Below are 726 nucleotides of genomic sequence, written 5' to 3' on the forward strand. Positions count from 1 at the left end.
GCTCCCAGACGGCCTTCCGGTCGTCATCGGAGAGTGCGGCGCCTTTGGCGCCGTTGAGGGCGGCGATCCCGGCCATGCAGGCGCGGAGGTTCGCCGGTCCGCCCACACCGTGGTGGTGCGGGAAGTCGTAGGAGGACTTGGCCTCGGGGTCGCCGTCGGGGTCGACCCACGCGTAGACGGTGCGGAGCTGGGAGGGGCGCAGGTCGTCGGGGAGCGCGGCGGCGGTCTTGGGGGCGTCCCAGGGGCCGGAGGCGACGGCGGTCTCGTGCACGGGGACGGCGCGACGCACGGCCTTCGCCGCCGGCGCGGACTTCGCCGACATCGTCATCGTGCCGACACCGGCGCCGATGAGCACGGGGGAGACCTCGTGGACCTTCAGCTTCTTGAGGAACCGGACGTGCTTGCCCTCGAACTCGCCGAACTCCGATTCGATGACGTCGTACCCGTACGACCACTCCTGGAGCGGCCCGAGCTCCTTGACGGTGGTGAACGTGTCCTTCCCGGCGGTGGTGTCGAGGAAGAACTTGCCGCGCATGACCGCGCCGGTGCCGATGTCGTTGATCGTGCCCTTCCCGACCGGGAGGACCCCGGACCAGGAGGCGTGGCCGTAGGCGGAGATCTTCGCGGGCGCGCCGTCATCGAACGCGCCGGGCAGGGTGACGTCGCCGTCCTTGTCGATCACGTTGTAGGTCGAGAACAGGGCCTCGACCTCGCCCTTGTCGGCGT

General features: G+C 70.4%; 1 protein-coding gene. It reads right to left on the bottom strand.

Annotated elements, in window-relative coordinates; translation table 11 throughout:
- On the bottom strand, positions 1 to 726 hold a 726-nt coding region (locus tag QWZ14_RS09070; RefSeq protein ID WP_290316312.1), incomplete at both ends, for an HK97 family phage prohead protease.

This window comes from Paeniroseomonas aquatica (genome assembly GCF_030409335.1).
Taxonomy (GTDB): Bacteria; Pseudomonadota; Alphaproteobacteria; order Acetobacterales; family Acetobacteraceae; genus Belnapia; species Belnapia aquatica.